The following is a 17,476-nucleotide window of genomic DNA, read 5'->3' on the forward strand; positions in this document are numbered from 1 at the left end:
TAATTAGCTATACATTTTAGGGATTGAATTTATAACTTTAACAACGTCAACAAAATTCATGCCTAGGGCATCTAAATACCATCTAATATTTTGATATCTTGGTTGATTCTCATCAGAAACTAACTTTAATGCCTCATCCCTAGTTATTTGACCTTCACGAATCTGATTACTGCGGAAAGTATCATGCTCAGTAAAACCAGCTACCGTATAATAAATATAATTATATAAAGCTGCCGTACCATCACCAATGCGCCAAGTTGTGCTTGTGTCAGGTGCCTTTTCCCAATCATAAACACCTAGTAATGTGTCATCTATGGTCTTTTCATCCCAACGCCAATAATCAAATATGTGGTAATAATCTTTCTTCTCGGTAAAGCTACGATAATACTCACCAGATAAAGTATCCCACAGAGAGCGATTAAAGTATCCAGGACTCTGTAACATTGCTTTAGTACGGTTGTAATGATACCTCAACTGCTTAGAAATACCGTGTGAATAAACTTTCTTTTCTTCAAAGTCTGGTGGAATATCTAAAAATCCAGTTTTAAAGTGCGTTACCTCGAGTGGGTTGACTCCCCATAAGTTTAAGTTGATACCAGTTTGTCTTTTAACCGTCTCTACATGTCTAAAGAAGTGCTTATCCCCGGCTGTCAACATTGCCATCATACCCAAATGAGGAGACTTCAACCAAGCTTCCAAGTTCATGCGAATATTACGACGTTTCTTCGATATATCATCCGCAATAATAATATTTTCGACGCCTAGTTGGGCGCACATGCGGCTAATATTACGTCTACCCAAGTCAGTAACCATTCCCCAATCATAGGTATAAGTTACCGGTTTCATTTTAAGTTCTTCGACTATTAGATGAAGACCATAGCAACTATCTCGCCCACCAGAAAAAGGAACAATACAGTCGAGACCAACCTTTTTCCGATAAGGTGCTACAAGTTCAAAAAGCTCTTCCTTGGGTTTTGGATTATTCCTGGGCTGATAATTATTACAGTAATTACAAACACCTCGATCGTCAAAATGAATAAACGGCATTGTTTCAGGCAAGATACAACATGTACAACGTTTAATACCCAAGTCTGGATTAAACTCAAGGATATCAGCTTCTTTCTTGATGAATTTAAATTCAGGAATTAAGTTCTCAACTCTTGATTTAGACTCATTAATGCTAGGTAAACAATCAGATTTTTGGATATCAAAAAAATACCCGTCCTCTTTTACTTGAATAATCTCATTGCATCCAATTTTGGACAGTGGATAACTTTCTGAAGAAAAGAAAGAATCTCCATCCCTAGTCCCCACATACAGGCTACCGTTATTTGAGAAAACGACTGCTTTACCCATCTTAGGAAAGATAATAGCACAGGCCACAACCCCTCGGCACTTACTCAAAATATAATCAGGTAGAGTGTTTAAATCCCCAAAATTCGAGATATGATCTTCTGCTAAAGCAGCGATAACCTCAGAGTCAATTATTAACTTTCGTTCAAGTCCAGTTGACTCCCAAATTTCTTTATCATTAACTATGATACCATTGTGAATCACAATAACGTCATTTCGCACAACTGGTTGATTATCACCTAATCCATTAGTAATTAATCGACTATGTCCCATTACCAAGGGAGATGCGCTTAAATTAACACGCTTTATTAATTTTTGAATATCGCAATCAGCTTTTTCAACTATATAATTTTTCTTAAAAAACACCAAACCACTTGAGTCGCGTCCACGTTGACGCGCATGATGAGATAATATTTTTAAATCACAACTCTTTATACCGGATTGAGCAAAAAGCCCAAAAATACCACACATGTTCTACCCTTATTTGTTTAAACAACAATCTATATTTCTGTCACCCAGGCATAATCACATAACTAGTCAAACGATAGTTTACAGTGATTGATAGAAATCTAGTAGCTTTTGCTCTTCGATATCCCAGTTGTACTTCTCCTGCACGGCCTTTTGGCCGTTGCGACCCATCTGCTCGGCTTCAATTGGATGAGAAGTCAAATAATCAATCGCTTCCGCAATTGCTTTAGGAGCGAAGGGATCTGCGCATAGTCCACATTGATTACCCTCGATAATTTGTTTCCAAAGAGGGAAATTTGAAGCAATCACAGGTACACCTGCTGCCATGTACTCAAACATTTTTACTGGCAATGAGTCTAAATAATTTATAGCTGGATGCAAAGTAACCAATCCAACTACAGAACTATTCAGTACCCGCTTAACACCTTCACGATCTAGCCATCCAAGATGATCAGTTTTCTCCCATCCAGCTTCTGCTTTCACTGCTTGCTCAAAACTCGCCTCAGAGAAACAACCGCCCAGCAAAAGACGGATATCAGATGTGGTTAATGCCATAGCTTGAACCATCTCTTGTATCCCACGAATACGGCTCAATCCCCCCACATACCCCACCTGTAACTTCTTCTGCGACCAGTCCACCTCACCGGAAGAGAGCTCACCCAGAAGTGGATAGTTATTGATATCAATAGACCGCACCTCCATTGAAGTGAATTTGTCACGAATATATGGGGTAGCAGAAATCACTGCATCTAATTTACGGCAAGCCCAGCTTTCATAAAGGGAATAACTTTTTGACAGTAACCACTTAGCAGGCTTGTTCAAATAAGGTTTACCTAATAATTGCTTAGGCACATCTTCGTGAGCATCAAAAATAACGATCTTACCATGTTTCTTGAGCCTAAGACCAATAGGTATCAGCTCAGGGTCATGTAGATGATAAACATCAGCATCCAACTCCAACGCTTTAACCAAGACTCGACCGGGAGCATTACGAATACGATCTATCCGCCCCGTAGATCCATTCACATCATAAATAGCGACATTACTTTTAGTTTCATCCCCTTTTCCATCAGCAACAACCAGTGAAACAGAGTAGCCGTTGTTAGCCAGTGACACACATTCCTTAAGAAAAATACGAGTATCATAGCGGGGATGGACGGAGGTGAGATGTACGACCTTACGAGTAGTTTTTAACATTACGGCCTAGCACCTTGGATATTATAGACTGAATACGCTTCATAAAGGCATAGCGCGAATCCCAATTGGGATACTCAGAATAATCATGACCATAGGAAGAAATATATTTTTCAAGCTGTTCCACACTAATCCCTAATTTCTTGGCAATATAATGTTTATCCTCACGAAGTTCATTTTCGTCATAGAGTGGCTTAGATAACTCCTCCAACGCCTGCTCACGACTTATCAATCCAGATAATACCATGCTAGATAAATGAGGATTACGTTTATCCATATTAAACTTTGTTGGTAAGTAATGTTCCTGGAAAAATTTGGTAAAGCGAGACTCGCCATGTTTTCGACCATATGGTTTGTAACCGACTTTGTCTTGCAACTCCGCTAAAGCTACTTCTTTGGAGTATGGCAGATAATTCAATGGACGAATAGCCTTCATTTTCTTGATAAATGGATAATAGAAGTAATACTGTAGAAAGCCGATGGTTTTATAGTCTTTTAACGGTAAAGTGCCGAACTTTTTATGAATGGCTCTCAAGTTAATGGCATCCATTGCTGCATGATGCCAAGATTTAGGGAAAATACTCTCTGTCGCAATGTTGCCACCGCTTATGACATAGTTTATTTTATTTTGGACCGCAAAATGATAAAGCGATGCAAAAAATGCGTGATCCTGTACAACATCCTGATTGGCAATACCAGCTTTCAGATATGACAGCTGCAAATCACGCACTTCAGGCCAATTCATGACATGTGTATGCAGATCATATCCACAGTATTTGACAATTTTTTCAATATTGAAAACAGCTAACTCGCTGTTCCAACCGGCATCTACATGAACAACCAATGGACGCATTCCGAACTCTTTCATCACTAGCGCCAAATATGCACTATCCAAGCCGCCGCTTAAACCGAGAATGCAGTCATACTCATATTTTTTTCGCTCTGCCTTAATTTTATTAAATATCTGCGTCAATTGATGCTTGCCTTCCTCATTAGGAAACCAGTTTTTACTGATTTCTGAATCGAACTCATGGCAATGATTGCAAACACCCTGTTCATCGAATGTAATATCTGGATCCGTTGTGTCCATTACACAACGGTTGCACATTTGATAGGTACGATCAGTCATAAAGCCTCAGCCTAAAAATAAATTTTCAAGTTCTGCGTAAGCTGGATAAGTTAGCAATACCGCCTTATGCTTACCATGGAAAGTAAAAAATGCACCTGCAGCCACAGCAGAAGCACCAGCAACGTTCACAGCCTGCTTAATATGGTCCAAGTTGCCTACACCACCCTGTACAATTACGGGAATATCAACAGCACTGGTCACTTGCTGGATTAGTTCAAGATCCAACCCATGCCCCAAACCTTCACGATCAATTACAGTTAATAATATTTCCCCCGCACCGTATAACTGCGCTTTCTTTGCATAGTCAATAGGGTTTATTCCTGTTTTTTGGGTACCATTGTGGATATAGACCTCATAACGACCAAGGAAACTTTTTTTTACATCTATTGCAACTGTGATGCTTTGAGAACCAGCAATCAGACTACACTCTTTTATCAGATTAGGTGTATTGTGAAATTCGCTATTTATAATTACTTTCTCAACACCGAGGCGAAACAAATTCTCCACCTGTTCAACACATCGGATACCACCTCCATAAGCAATCGGCATAAAGGCCTCAGAAGCCATGTCCTCAATCAATGCATAGTCCAGTTCTTTTCCTTCAATACCTGCAGAGATATCAATAAAAGCTAACTCATCCACTTCCTTCTCATTGAAAATACGTACTGCATTAATAGGGTCCCCCACATATTTATGCTTTTTGAATTTTTCGCCTTTAACTAAGCCACCATTCTGCAACAGCAGGATAGGAATGACACGCTTCTTTAGCATTAAATCAACTCTATAAATTTTTTGAAAAGTTGCTTACCAAATTTATGGCTTTTCTCTGGATGAAATTGGACGCCATAGATATTTTTATCTTGTATTGCGCATGTAAAGTCATAGCCATAGTGGCAAACTGCCATCTGATTTTCAGTAGGTACATCATCAGCATGAAATGAATGAACAAAATAGAACCGAGCACGCTGCTCTACTTCATTCGGATGTAAAAGTAGAGAAGAATTCGTTCGCTTCACCTCATTCCATCCCATATGAGGGACAACAAGGCGTTCATTACTACTTAACGTCGAGAAATCAAAACGCTTAACCTCGCCTCTCACCCAACCCAATCCAGGCAACAGACCCTCCTCACTTCTTTCAAGCAAAAGTTGCATGCCAAGACAAATTCCTAAAAAAGGAATCCTTTCATGCAAAACTTTTTCCTCCAGTACTGCCTTGAACGGTTCAAGGTGCTTAACACCATAATCGTAAGAACCGACTCCAGGAAGAATTATGCCTTTCGCCCCCTCTAGACTATTGGGTTGATTAACAATCTCTGCATCAGTGCCAAGATAACGCAGCATATTCTTTATCGAGCCGCAGTTACCCATTCCATAATCAAGTATTTTAATCATCGACCTAACATCCTATGGTAACCTTCAATCATTACCACTTCTTGCTGCTCCCATGAATGGGCTTTTGCGAAATTCTGTGCATTCTCAGACAGTCGCGATATATCTCGATAAACCAAGCCATCAACGGCAGAGTTAATTGCTTCTATTGAATTTTCTGGCAAAATTATACCAAAATCACCACTTAGTACAGCATCCGCCATCTCTTTCATATTAGACACTATAACTGGCAAACCCACCATTGCATACTCAAAAAGTTTATTTGGCATACAAAAATAATAAGATAGACATGTTTTTTCAATTAAAGAAATACCAATGTCAGCAGAAGCTGTATAATCCAATACAACACTAGGAGGAACAGCTGGGAAATAAAAAATATTTTGATACTGTTTGGCTGCCAGTTCTATTTCAGCTACGAGATCGCCGTACCCCATAAAAATAACAATTACACTGTCGTCCGTCCTTATTTTAAAAGAATCCAGTATTAACTGAACGCCACGCCCTTTTACTAAACTGCCTTGATAAAGAAGAATTTTCTGTTCAGGTAAAATGCCCAAGCTTTCTCTAAACAGATTTTTACTTCGTTTCGAGCTAAATCTTGGGGCATTTTTTATCACAATAGGTCGTTCAATTTTATATTTATTTGCATACCAATCAGCAATATTATCGCCCACAACAACTATTAAATCACAAGAGTGGATAAATATAGACTCGATATGCTTTGAAATCCATTTACGAATACCATAGAGGCCATTTTTTTCAGTTTCGAGCTCATGTGCATCATAAACCAAATTTATTTTAAATAATTTCTTTAACAACCACCCCAAGGGTAGCAACGCGAGAGTGTGGATATTAACAACCTCAGCTCTCTCAACTCTTACCACTAGCAAACTTTTAAACATAAACTCAATGAACTTCAAAAACTGAAAGGGCGCACTTTTGGGAAGTTTGCGTGTCATCAGGCTTATTCTTTCTACTTTTGCTTTTGAACTAATGGTATCTTTTTTAGGTAGGTCATCAGCATCGAGTGCAATAACAGTAAAAGAATCAAAAACATTTGATACTTCAAGCGATGAAAGCTCTTTGAGAATACGTGATTCATTACGAAACTCTGTTAGAGTTATATGGATATTTTTCATGATTTAAAACCCAATCGACTTGGACATAAATAGTCAAAGAGTACTGACGACTGAATTAAGTACTATCGCCACAACTCAACCAATATGACGTCTTAATCTTAGCTCAACACTTTAGTTCTAATTCGAATAGAACCACGTGAAACAAGAAGAACTATCACAACAGCTGATATAGAAATAATATAGATACTATATAAATAACCACTGAACCCCGTGACTGCCAAATCTTTAAAAATCAAAATTAACCAAACCAAAAAAGCTATTGTCAGTGGATTAATTTCAACTCGAGAAACCAAATAACTAACAAATGCAAGCAATCCCCCGACAATAAAAGCAACTATAGGAATACCTGAAGGACCAAAGTTCGCATAAGCCTCCCCCCAAAACACCGTTGGCATAGTACCAACCACACCCGATGAAACATCCTCTGGAAAGACCCAATTCATAACTTCAACGGTGTAATTATAAGGAGTATAAGGCATCAATCCTCCCGGATTTGGAAAGGTTCTACCAAATAAAAAATCTTGATGTTCAGGAAAAAATTCTAGATAAAAATATGCCGGCGAAATACTTCCTGAAAATGCACGAGAAAAAACGGACCAGAGTGCAGAACCTACATCTTCTGCCCCCATAAAATAGATATATGTAATTATTAGCAGAAAAACTAAAAACATAGCGAATGGGATCACTATTCTGAATGGTATAACACCGTTAGACTTCACTAAAAAATAGACCATAAACAATCCAACCAGTAACCATGCAACAGGCGCTTTCTCGGTTGCCATAACAGCTACAAACATTGAATAACAAAATGAAATCAGAAATAAAGTTAGCCATCCAAATTTCTTTTTAAATAAATAAATCGCAAAAAATGTGAAGGTCAATAAATTTCCCAAGTCATACATTATCAGCTTATACCAGTGATATTTACCTATAAACGAGTTCCCCATATCACTTCTTGCCAGATTGGCAGCGCCGGCTCCTTCTGCTAGGGCAAAAATGGCGATCCGATCAATGTTACATAAATAATAACAAAGAATGAGAATACAAAAAATCAACAATACTAATAGTAGTTTTTCTTGACGCCAAGTCAAACTTTTTATCTCGACAGATCTGAATGGTAACACATCAAACCCAATAAATCTCCGGAAAAACATAACCCCAAACAAAAAGAATATAATGTTAATTGAAGAATAAAATAATACTTCCAGCACTAACGATGGATTTCTAATGCCGGTATAATACCTGTACTCATCTAACTGAAAAAAAAGAACAAAAGTCCCAATCACCGAGAACATAAAAAGAGCAACAGTTGTTATGCTTACAATACTGACTTGATTTAATCGCTCGCCAATTAATCTTAACTGGATTAGCGCAAAAAAATGCACCAGAAAAAACATTAGTATAAAGCAGAAAGTTAACACCTTCCTCCCCCCAATATATTTTTATATAATGTCATCTCTTTATCAGATTTAAAATGTGAGTTATGCCATAATAAACTAAAGGTACCATTTACGTGCTGACAGCGTTTTTTTAGCAGCCTCATCTTCTCTTGTGCTGCCACAGTCACACCTAACCCTAAGTAAGCAGAATCAATTACCGTTCCCTCCATCACAACCAGCGGCCTGATGCGTAGACTCAATTGTTCTTGTGCTACCGGCTCAAAAGCGGGGTATTCATGGCAAGTACCGCAGCGAAAACCCGGCCTGTCGGCATAACCAAGTGTAGAATCATAAGCCATACCAGCCCCCGCCCAAGCGCGCATGGTAGTGGGTTGTTCCCAGCGCAGGTAGTGCATTCGTCCACCCCATCGTTGTTGCTCAATACTCTCTTCCGCACAAATACGTTTAAGCCGTTCTGCTTCTTGCTTAATTAATTCAGTCTGCTGGAAAGTGCCATAACTCGGGTGCAAGCCTATTTCATGACCACGTTCGTGGATACGACGCATTAGATTACGGATCACAGGATGCTCAGGCATATAGTCGGCGTCATGAGAATGACTACCACCACAGATGAAATAAAATGCACTTTTGATATTGTTGGCTTCAGATATATCCATCAACCACTCAAAGGTGTTGTAAGGATCGGCTGGGTGTAGCTGGCTATGTGTCGCAAGTTTAGCATAGGGTGCAGTAAAAAAAGCCTTGAGATCGCGCCGTTTCAGCAGGTGCCCCACCATCATCCGGCCGATGGTCGACCAATGTTTAAAACCATACATGCTCGGGCTATCTACATCGTGCGAGACCTTAATACTGAACTCATGTCGCTTTAACTCAATATGAGGCCAAACACGCTGAATGACCTGCCCTAGAATCATCAACCACTCATCTACGATGGGTCGCTCTAAGTAACCATGCTGATAAGCATGAGAAGAAAACGCTGAAAAGCGTTGATGATTATCCAAATCCTTACGTCCAACTTCTTCTAACCTCGTTAACATCCAGTAGGTTAAACCGAGAATATCGTAGTGTACAATTGCTCCTTGCTCACTGAATTCAATAATCTGGTTTGGCAGCGCGTTTAAGGAAGGTGCTGGTATGTAGTCTTCGATTGGCGCGGTAAATCCCTCGCTGGAAGCTTGCCACTGCTGACACGGGAAATCTGATCTCGACTGATGGAATATACTTTGCAGCCTAGCGAACATTATAGAACCTTGGCTACCATTTAAATAAAATTGTAGCGTATTAGGTTGTTGAGCCAGTATAAAACGATGGCCAAAACGTTCCAATAAAATGGTCTCGAGCCAACATATTGCGACATCAGAAAAATGAATCATGTATTACCTGTCTTGGAGTTTACCTGCCGTAGCCATGTTGCTAAGAATATTTTATCGCGTTAGTTCAAACCAAGTGGTTCAAAACTAAGCTTGACCTCTTAAAGCTTTTTTCAAGTGAATTGCCGTATTTAACCAACGCGAAGGTCGATGAGTAAGTGCAAAGTATGGGGTTTGTTTGGCACCAAAAGCCCTGAAGAAACGTTCAACTGGTTCAATCATCGAACCTTCAAAGTCAAATCGCTTTGTAACAGTTGATGCAAATTTAATTGCTTCCCACATACAAAGGCTCGTTGCACCACTATTTCTTAGGTCAGGATCACCACCACCCATTAAGTAATACGCTGATTCACTATCCCAAACCAGCAAAACACCTGCATGATTTCTGCTTTCGTTATCTTGAGCAATAAACCAGCGACATTGCTTACGCTTTGTGGCTTGGTTTACGATATTTTCTACAAAGTGTTCAGAATACGGCATAGACAACCCTTGCCGCCTAAATGTCAATTGATTTAATTCAAAAAAGCCACTAATTGGTAAATCACTGTTTACTACTAAGCCAAAGCGATTCTCAGCTTTTCTAATTTCACGTCGTATATTATCCTGTGTTTCTTCCCATATGGAATTGATATCGTCTAAAGAGCTTATAACATATGTATAACGAATAGACTGTTCAAACCCTTTCCAATAAAACGGTAACCAATTAGTGTTTGAATAATGCCAATTTTGATTAAAGTAGTGATATTTGGGTAATTGTTCAATCAGTGCTTCCATCAAATCTTTTTGTTGTGAAAGCTGTTTGCTATATTTTGCATGAACCGGACGAATCCAAGGCCCTAAGTTTTGCGTGAGTGATGGTTGGGTCAACAACGTTAGTCCATACTTCTTTTTCACCACGTAAGGCATTGATGCCTGTATCTTGTTGCCTTTTTCAACGATACATACATCCCAGTTATCTCCAGCAACGGCATCTAACCACCAAGCTTGACTGAAAATAGGAATAGTATGTTCTTCTTCGCACAATTGACGATATTTTTCTTTATTGATCATTGATTCGCTCAAAATTTAAAATTAAGTACGAAAAGCAAAGCTTTTTTTAAGCTGAATTTTATATCAATAAAAATATAACCATCTGGTGTAGCCACAGCTTTTCTTCCTTTATAACGTACTATTGCACCTGGCAGCTCAATATTGCCCTTTCTCTCGTACTCTTCGATTACCCATCGCTGGCCTTTAAAAATACCTTTGGGTTGATCATAAGCATTAAGCCAAAGTTCTGTACCACGTAACACATGCCAAATTCGTTCTATCGGCCAATTTTTCCAATCTATAATTTCTTTATGTTCTTCGGACTTTAAATTTCTGGCTCGAAAGGTTGAACTATGACTTGACTGAGGAATTCGTGGTGCTGAACCCGATTTTATAGCCTGGATTGCTTTTAGAAGCAGAGAAGACCCAACACCACCAATTAGTTTATCCAGTCTTTCAGGTGACTTGGTTCCTAAAGGGATATGCACACGTTCCTGAAAAATGATATCTCCAGTATCTTCACCTTCATCAATATAATGGACCGTTACACCTGGGTTCATTTCCATATTATAGTATTGCCAAAAATCTGGATTAGGCCCACGGTACTCTGGCAACATCGATGGATGTAGGTTTATAACCCCAAGTTTTGGAATATCTATTAAATCTTTTTTAAGGAGTTGAGACATGCTAAAAACTACAATCAGGTCAGGGTTGAGATCCTTAACCCAAGATGTAATAGCAACATCATTTCCATTATATATTTTATTGTAGGGAACTGTTTTATCAAAACAAAACTTTTCAAGACTTATACCGCGCTTGAAAACACTGTGATAAACTCCTTTCAAAGCACGATGAAATTTACTCTCACTGTTAGGTTGCCATCCACGCGGCATAGACTCTAAGACGCCGACGACATCAAATCCATTATCATAAATTGGTTTTAAAATACGAGAAACACCACTCGTGATTATTATAACACGCATACACGAATCACCAAAAATTTAATTTATCAATAGTTGCAACATTCAGTTTTCTTATGCTCTTCTTTATATTACTTTTAAATTCAGTCTCTGCAGCTAATTCTGGACATATTTCTTTTAAAACTTTTGAATTCATTAATGTATCTGAAGCCCACAATCTTAGGTTTCCTCTGAACCAATGTTCTTCTGGAATTGGCCAACCCATTTTATCTTTTCGCCAGGTAATTTCATCAGGTAATTTTTTGTCGAATGCTAGGCGAGCTAAGTATTTAGTCCAACCATTATGCATTTTATAGCATGCAGGAACTTGAGCTAAAAACTCGACTAATCGATAGTCCATAAAGGGCATTCTGGATTCTATACTGTGTCCCATTGAAACACGATCAGAGTAATGAATAAGGTTAATTAATCCTTTTTCGATAGCAGATTTTAATTCTAAATTTAATTCAGTCGGTGGTTGTCGTCCTTTTATTTTCTTGAATAGCGATTGATAAGCTTTCTTACCGAAGATGAACTTAAAATTTGCCATTAAAAAACTAAGCAGTAACGTTTTTTTGGCGCCTGGTATTTTTAAGAAATAAAAAAACTCTTTATATAGGTCAATCAATGAAATTGATGTTAAATAACTAGCGATGTAGGGTAAATACCCAGCTAACTGCTCATCAGCACCTTGGCCATCTAAAGTTACCTTTACACCTGCTTCTTTCACTTTCATAAAGGTGTGCCAACCAGACATACAGGTACTTTCAGGTGGATTTTCCATGGCCAAAATCATTTTTTGATGCTCAACAGGAATATCACCTTCCTGTGGTTCTATTTGATTTGAATTGACCTTCAGCTCCTTTGCCAGAAGGTCTATATATACGCTTTCATCACAATCCAGGGTACCATCAGACTTGTAAACAGAAGAAAAGGTTTCCTGTAGATCAGCTTTACCTTGAGCTCTTAACTGTTCGTTGACTAGGTAAACAATCGAGCTACTGTCTAAACCGCCTGAAAGTGCAGAACCCACTTTCACGTCAGCTCTTAAGCGTAGTCTTACCGCATCTGCTAGTAGGTCGTAATATTGTTTGGCGTATTCTTTGGCTTTATTAGGGCAGAAGCGTTCTTTGCTGGTGTTGGTGGTTAATTCCCAGTACCGAGTAAACTTCGGTTGATTGAGCAGTTGTTCTTTACTACCAAGAAAGTAGTGGGCAAAGGGAAAACGATAAACGTTAGCGAAAGCCGTTTCTGAATCATACTCATTAGGCCCGTTTTCCAAGTAGTTTTTCAGGTAGCTTTTGTTGGGTGCCTTTTTTACCAATCCACTAGCATAGATACCTTTAACTTCACTACAAAACACAAATTTATTGTTATCTAGGCTGTAATAAAGCGGTTTTTTCCCAAATCGGTCACGTGATATAAAAAAAACATTCTCTTTCTTATCATATAAAACGAATGCCCACATACCATTAAAGCGGTCAAGACACTTACCCCCCCAAAGATCATATGCAGCCATGATAACTTCAGTGTCAGTGTCGTTCTTGAATCGATAACCAGCTTCAATGAGTTCTTCCTTAAGCTCTATATGGTTATATATCTCACCATTAAAAGTAATTATGTATCGATCTTGATACAGCATAGGCTGCTTGCCATTTTCTGTTAAATCGACAATTGCAAGTCTACGGTGCCCAAAGGCAAAACTCTCTCCATAGTAATGACCCTCACCATCTGGCCCTCGATGGACTATTGCATCGGTCATATTCTTAAGCGGTAATTTTTCTGCTACTTCTTTGGTTATATAACCCGCAATTCCACACATATTTAACCTTAGCTATTATCGATATTTAACTTGATTTTCTTTATGCAATTATTGCTTTAGTTCCTTTAAGAATAAGAACTAAGTATATCAAATATAAAACTATTTCATGCATAACAAAAGCTATAAAAAACTTCTCTACCGAAAGGGATGAACAAGTATACAGAGTCATGGTAATCGTACATAGGTATAGCAGCTGCCAGAAAACACCCATCCTAATATTTTCTTCCAAGCCAAGTACCGCACTTAATGGACTGACCGCAAAACGAATGGCAACTGCCACTACCAAATAACCAGCATACAAACCAGCTTGTCCCCATTCTTGACCGAAAATGAGTGAAAACAAGGGTTCTCCCCATATGAATAAAATGGGCACTGCCGGCAAGTAAATAACAAAAAGGAGCACAAACATCTTTATGATATATTTATTTAATTTTTCAGGCTCTGTGTGACTAATCTCGACTACTTTTTGAAAAAGAACCTGCGCAATAGCGGATGAGATAATCGATGTAGGCATATTAAGAACGCGAAAGGTCAGACTGAACATACCAGTCAGTGAACTTGAATAAAACTTAGTCAGCATCAAAACCGGCATTTGGACTGCGCTGGCATCACACAAAGCTCCTAACACTCCATATTTTGGATATTTATGATATTTTTTCACCTGCTCTTTTATAAGGGAGATTTCTGTTTTTTTGAATATTTTCTTATCGGTTTTATCTTTTTTCAGCAGATAAACCAACCCAGAAAAAATCCCTATAAATTGTCCCCATATAAGCCCCCCCACTAGTTGCATAGATCCTAGTGATGTTTGTGCTACACCTTGAAAAAAACTCTGATTAACGCGAGAAATTGCCGTGTTCTTAAATTTTCTATGTCTATTATTCCAATAAGTTAGCGCCTGATAAGCCCCTGTAAAAAATACAGAAATAGGAACCAGATATAACCATATTGCAATTTTTTCGTTACCTAAAAATCGTGCTATTTCATCTTTCCAAAGAAAAATAGGGATGCTAATAATTAAAGATGTTAGCGTTACAACTAACACAGAAACTTGCAATAAAATCCGCGCATCCTCATCATCTTTGGGAAGCATAATGGCAATATCATAACGCCCAGCCGCAACGCCCCCTAATATAGAAACAAGTGCTGAATATAAAGCAAGCAAACCAAAATCTTCCGGTGTAAATACGCGAGTAAGAATAGGAATGATCGCTACAGGTATTGCTTGAGAAATAACTGTACCTAACATTAACGTAAGTACATTTCTAAAAAATAATTTATTATCTTTCAATTTCATTCCATACCAATGAATATTTCTTTAAAAATTGGCAATGCCTGTTTTGCATACTCCATTACAGCAATTTCATTCAAATGATGCTCATCATAATATAACAATTGCCCCTTGTAGAAAGGGGGGTGTTCGAAGATAGGTAGTACGTCAAGTTCAAGATATTTAGTATTTTCAAGCTTGATAGTTATACTTTTCAAATTTTCATTTGAGCGCAAATAATCTGTATTTACTCCAGAGCGATTTACCCAACCTAAAGATACAAACCTCTGGTTACGTTGTGGATGTAGGTTTAAAAGAGGTTCTTGGCTGATAACATATTTTTTTGCGTGCGGTGCATCATTTTTCAAAAAATTTATAAGACCTTGATTAAACTCTCTACTTTTCAAGTGCCAATTCCAAGATGCAGCTAAAAAAATAACTTCAGCATTTTCTATATATGTTTTAGCCTGCTCGATCTGTGCAAGACAATCATGGTGCGCCCATTCTGCAATTCGTTTATAATCAAAACTAGGGATTGTTACACAACTACTCGCTGTAATCACTCTAGCTTTAAATCCTAATTCTTTGCCAAGATAATCAAAAAAGAGGTTTAACATAGCAGCGTGAGAATCTCCTAGTACTAACACCTCTTTTACGCTATCTATATCTCCCCTTATACAATCTCCCGCTATATGGCCATGGCAAATTTTTGAATCATCACCGTATCGTAAATATTCGATTGGTAGTTGCTCTGGCGTCAGAGCCGTATTCACTTTCACCATGGCCTGCGATGTACCCAGTACCACCGCAACAAGAAGCCCCCAAGCCAGAGCTTGCTTCTTGTTGGTACGCTGGCTTCGGAGTAATCGCTCAATACCATAGTAGGAGGCTATAGATAGCACTAACGTCAACAAGATAAACAATAAGCTGAATCCAGCACCAAGTATTTCTGTCCCCGTGTAGTAGCGTAAAAAGGCTAAAACCGGCCAGTGCCATAGATAGAGTGAATAGGACAACGCCCCAAACCACACAAGCATTTTGCAGCTGAGTAAACTACCCGCACTATGCTGGCTAAGTAACAATACACCACCTGCAACAGGCAATAAGGCTGCAATACCAGGAAAAGCTCCCAACTGTGGTTGCGCAATCGCGGCGATAAAAATCAACATCAAACCAACAGTACCAAGCCACTTAGACCCTCCCAAACTTTCGGATGTATTTATTGTGTATAGCGCAGCCAAGCTACCAGCAAAAAACTCTGGCAGACGAGCATAAAGGCTATAATAAGTTGCTTGCTCTATACCAATAATCCGCAAGTTGTATTCAGCCAAAGCGCTGAACCCAATAAATAGCCCGGCGAATATCCATTGTAACCAGCGAACAGGTAGTAGGAGTATCATGAAAGGCATCAGTAAATAGAACTGAATCTCTACAGCTAATGACCACGAGTGTAAAAGCGGCTGTTCATGATTAGCAGGTGAAAAATAGTCACCAAAGCCGGAAAAATACCTGTTACTACCAAACCATGCCGCGCTCTCCAAACTACTTTTGAAGGTGTTGAAGTCTTGCGGAAGGAGAAACACCGCTGCAACAAAGGCAACCACCACAAGCATAACAAAATAGGCTGGCGCTATACGTTTAAAGCGGCTTAAATAAAAATAATTCAGTGTTTTAGCAAGATTAAAATCCGCATTTTCTTTTCTGTGCAATAAAATATTTGTAATCAGAAATCCGGAGATTACAAAAAATAAATCTACACCAATGAAACCGCCAGGTAGGAGCGCTGGATTAAAGTGAAAAGCCATTACGGAAAATACCGCAATGGCTCTCAACCCCTGAATATCAGGACGGAAGTTAACTGCATTCATTCAGCTAACGCCTGCACTACTCGGCGCAGATCTAACTCTAGCAAGTAGGGATGCATAGGTAAACTCATAACATCTTCAGCGATCTCATCACCTATTGGTAATTGTATGTGACTATCTGCAACCGCCGGTTGTTTATTCAATGGGATTGGATAATGCACTGCAGTAGGGATGCCTGCTTCTTGCAGTTTTTTCTGAACTGTATCTCTATTCTTAACACGAATTGTGTACTGTGCCCAAGAAGATGTATTATGATCCTCGACAAATGGAGTTGTATAGCACCCCACGTCATTGAGTAAACGGGTATACATGTTTGCAACTTGATTACGCAACTCTAACTCTTCGCTAAATATTTCGAGCTTTGGCAATAAAATAGCTGCTTGCAAGGTATCTAATCTACTATTTACGCCTACACGAACGTGATGATAACGGCGATCCTGGCCATGACGTGCTATCTGGCGCATAATCAATGCAAGCTCGTCATCATTGGTGAAAATAGCACCGCCATCCCCATAGCACCCTAGCGGCTTACTGGGAAAAAAACTTGTACAGGCTACAGTCGTCAAATTGCACGACCGCTTCCCTTTATAGCTAGCACCAAAGCTTTGTGCTGCATCTTCAATCACAGGAATATTGTATTTCGCTGCAATGGCATTAATTGCATCGTAATCGGCACACTGGCCGTAGAGGCTTACCGGTATAATAGCCTTGGTATTAGGCGTAATAGCCGCTTCAAGCTTGGCCGGGTCAAGGTTATAGGTCTTGGGACATACATCAACATAGACTGGCTTAGCCCCCAACAGAGCAACTGTTTCTGCAGTGGCGATATATGTAAAGCCTGGGGTAATCACTTCATCACCAGGGCCAATACCAAACGCCATTTGCGCTATTTGCAGCGCATCGGTGCCATTGGCCACACTGATACAATGTTTCGCGCCAGTGAACTCGGCTAATTTTTGCTCGAGCTCAGCAACCTCTGGCCCCAAAATATAGGTACCATGTTGTAATACGGTTTGGATCGCAGCATCGATTTTATCTTTGATACGTGCCTGTTGCGCCACCAAGTCGATAAATTGCATATCAAGTC

At 39.1% G+C, this 17,476-nt stretch carries 14 protein-coding genes; all 14 read right to left on the minus strand.

The features are described from left to right. Positions 1-3: 3 nt before the first annotated feature. Positions 4-1,824: a hypothetical protein gene (locus tag AAHA41_RS07055; RefSeq protein ID WP_342697315.1), complete on the minus strand. Its 1,821-nt coding sequence runs from the start codon at positions 1,822-1,824 to the stop codon at positions 4-6. Positions 1,825-1,902: 78 nt separating this feature from the next. Beyond that, entirely contained in the window at positions 1,903-3,018 is a 1,116-nt protein-coding gene (locus AAHA41_RS07060; RefSeq protein WP_323071524.1) for a glycosyltransferase family 4 protein, read from the minus strand. Further along, positions 2,999-4,144, minus strand: a complete 1,146-nt coding sequence (locus AAHA41_RS07065) for an N-acetyl sugar amidotransferase (protein ID WP_323071527.1) — start codon at positions 4,142-4,144, stop codon at positions 2,999-3,001. The genes AAHA41_RS07060 and AAHA41_RS07065 overlap by 20 nt, the downstream gene beginning before the upstream one ends. 6 nt (positions 4,145-4,150) lie before the next feature. Then, positions 4,151-4,915, minus strand: a complete 765-nt coding sequence (locus AAHA41_RS07070; protein ID WP_323071529.1) for an AglZ/HisF2 family acetamidino modification protein — start codon at positions 4,913-4,915, stop codon at positions 4,151-4,153. Next, entirely contained in the window at positions 4,915-5,538 is a 624-nt protein-coding gene (gene hisH / locus AAHA41_RS07075; protein WP_101531182.1) for an imidazole glycerol phosphate synthase subunit HisH, read from the minus strand. The genes AAHA41_RS07070 and hisH overlap by 1 nt, the downstream gene beginning before the upstream one ends. Then, positions 5,535-6,674: a glycosyltransferase gene (locus tag AAHA41_RS07080; protein ID WP_323092278.1), complete on the minus strand. Its 1,140-nt coding sequence runs from the start codon at positions 6,672-6,674 to the stop codon at positions 5,535-5,537. Before AAHA41_RS07080 ends, hisH begins: the two co-directional genes overlap by 4 nt. A gap of 98 nt (positions 6,675-6,772) precedes the next feature. Continuing rightward, positions 6,773-8,095 carry an O-antigen polymerase gene (locus tag AAHA41_RS07085; RefSeq protein WP_342697316.1) on the minus strand — a complete coding sequence of 441 codons (1,323 nt, stop codon included), beginning with the start codon at positions 8,093-8,095 and terminating at the stop codon, positions 6,773-6,775. Then, the gene (locus AAHA41_RS07090) at positions 8,089-9,447 is read right to left on the minus strand and encodes a polysaccharide deacetylase family protein (protein WP_323071591.1); all 1,359 of its coding nucleotides are present in this window, start codon (positions 9,445-9,447) and stop codon (positions 8,089-8,091) included. Before AAHA41_RS07090 ends, AAHA41_RS07085 begins: the two co-directional genes overlap by 7 nt. Before the next feature lie 84 nt (positions 9,448-9,531). Further along, positions 9,532-10,494, minus strand: coding sequence for a GNAT family N-acetyltransferase (locus AAHA41_RS07095; RefSeq protein ID WP_323071589.1), 963 nt, complete (start codon positions 10,492-10,494; stop codon positions 9,532-9,534). Positions 10,495-10,502: 8 nt separating this feature from the next. Beyond that, positions 10,503-11,456: a formyltransferase family protein gene (locus AAHA41_RS07100; protein WP_323092288.1), complete on the minus strand. Its 954-nt coding sequence runs from the start codon at positions 11,454-11,456 to the stop codon at positions 10,503-10,505. Between the two features lie 7 nt (positions 11,457-11,463). Beyond that, entirely contained in the window at positions 11,464-13,254 is a 1,791-nt protein-coding gene (asnB, locus tag AAHA41_RS07105) for an asparagine synthase (glutamine-hydrolyzing) (RefSeq protein ID WP_342697317.1), read from the minus strand. A gap of 40 nt (positions 13,255-13,294) precedes the next feature. Then, on the minus strand, positions 13,295-14,545 hold the full coding sequence (locus tag AAHA41_RS07110) for a lipopolysaccharide biosynthesis protein (protein WP_342697318.1): 1,251 nt from the start codon (positions 14,543-14,545) through the stop codon (positions 13,295-13,297). A 2-nt stretch (positions 14,546-14,547) separates the two neighbouring features. Then, positions 14,548-16,392: an acyltransferase family protein gene (locus AAHA41_RS07115; RefSeq protein WP_323071560.1), complete on the minus strand. Its 1,845-nt coding sequence runs from the start codon at positions 16,390-16,392 to the stop codon at positions 14,548-14,550. Continuing rightward, positions 16,389-17,468: a DegT/DnrJ/EryC1/StrS family aminotransferase gene (locus tag AAHA41_RS07120; protein ID WP_323071557.1), complete on the minus strand. Its 1,080-nt coding sequence runs from the start codon at positions 17,466-17,468 to the stop codon at positions 16,389-16,391. The genes AAHA41_RS07115 and AAHA41_RS07120 overlap by 4 nt, the downstream gene beginning before the upstream one ends. Positions 17,469-17,476: the final 8 nt, after the last annotated feature.

The organism is Aeromonas sp. SER, from assembly GCF_038739615.1.
Lineage (GTDB): Bacteria > Pseudomonadota > Gammaproteobacteria > Enterobacterales > Aeromonadaceae > Aeromonas > Aeromonas jandaei.